The 642-nt window shown below is 74.6% G+C and carries 1 protein-coding gene; it reads right to left on the bottom strand.

Annotated elements, in window-relative coordinates:
• The coding region (locus B7767_RS41810) for a TetR/AcrR family transcriptional regulator (protein WP_143652984.1) at positions 1 to 627 on the bottom strand (627 nt) is incomplete at its 3' end.
• Positions 628 to 642: the final 15 nt, after the last annotated feature.

The following is a 642-nucleotide window of genomic DNA, read 5'->3' as shown; positions in this document are numbered from 1 at the left end:
CACCGGCCGGGCGGGCAGTTCGACGGGGCGCGTGCCCGGCCGGCCCGCCGCCGGATCGGTCGCGGCCACCCGCAGCGCGGACGCCAGCAGCAGCTCCTCGGCCCGGCGTCCGGCGATGGAGGTGCGGTGCATCGTGATGGACCCGATCGCACCGAGGGCCGCCATGGCCCGCAGGCGCTCGTCGGGCAGCGGGTGCTCGTGCTGCACCGCCTCGTCGACCCGCTCGACGAGACGGCCGAACTTCACCGCGAGACGCCGGCGGTCCTCACGGTCGAGGTACCGGGCCTCCCACCGGTACACACCGCCCGACGCGCGATGGGCGACGGTGACCCGGGTGACGGCGGTGAGCACATCCGTCAGGGCCGCCCCGGGCGGCACCTCGTCGAGCGCGGCGACCAGTCCGTCCACCATGACGTGGGCGCACGCGGCGAACAGCGCGTACTTGTTCGGGAAGTGCCGGTACAGAGCGGTCGCGGTGATCCCCACACCGGCGGCGACCTCCTCCATGGACGCCTTGTGGTAGCCGCGCTCGCTGAAGATCCGCCCGGCCGCCTCGACGATGAGCTGCTTGCGGTTGCGGGGCCGGGTGGCCGCGGCCGAACGGGCGGGCGGGGAGGCGGGAGCCATGCGGATCAGTCAATC

It is taken from the genome of Streptomyces sp. 13-12-16 (assembly GCF_002114215.1).
Lineage (GTDB): Bacteria > Actinomycetota > Actinomycetes > Streptomycetales > Streptomycetaceae > Streptomyces.
Note: the sequence above shows the minus strand (reverse complement) of the source record. Positions and strands in the feature narration are given on the sequence as shown.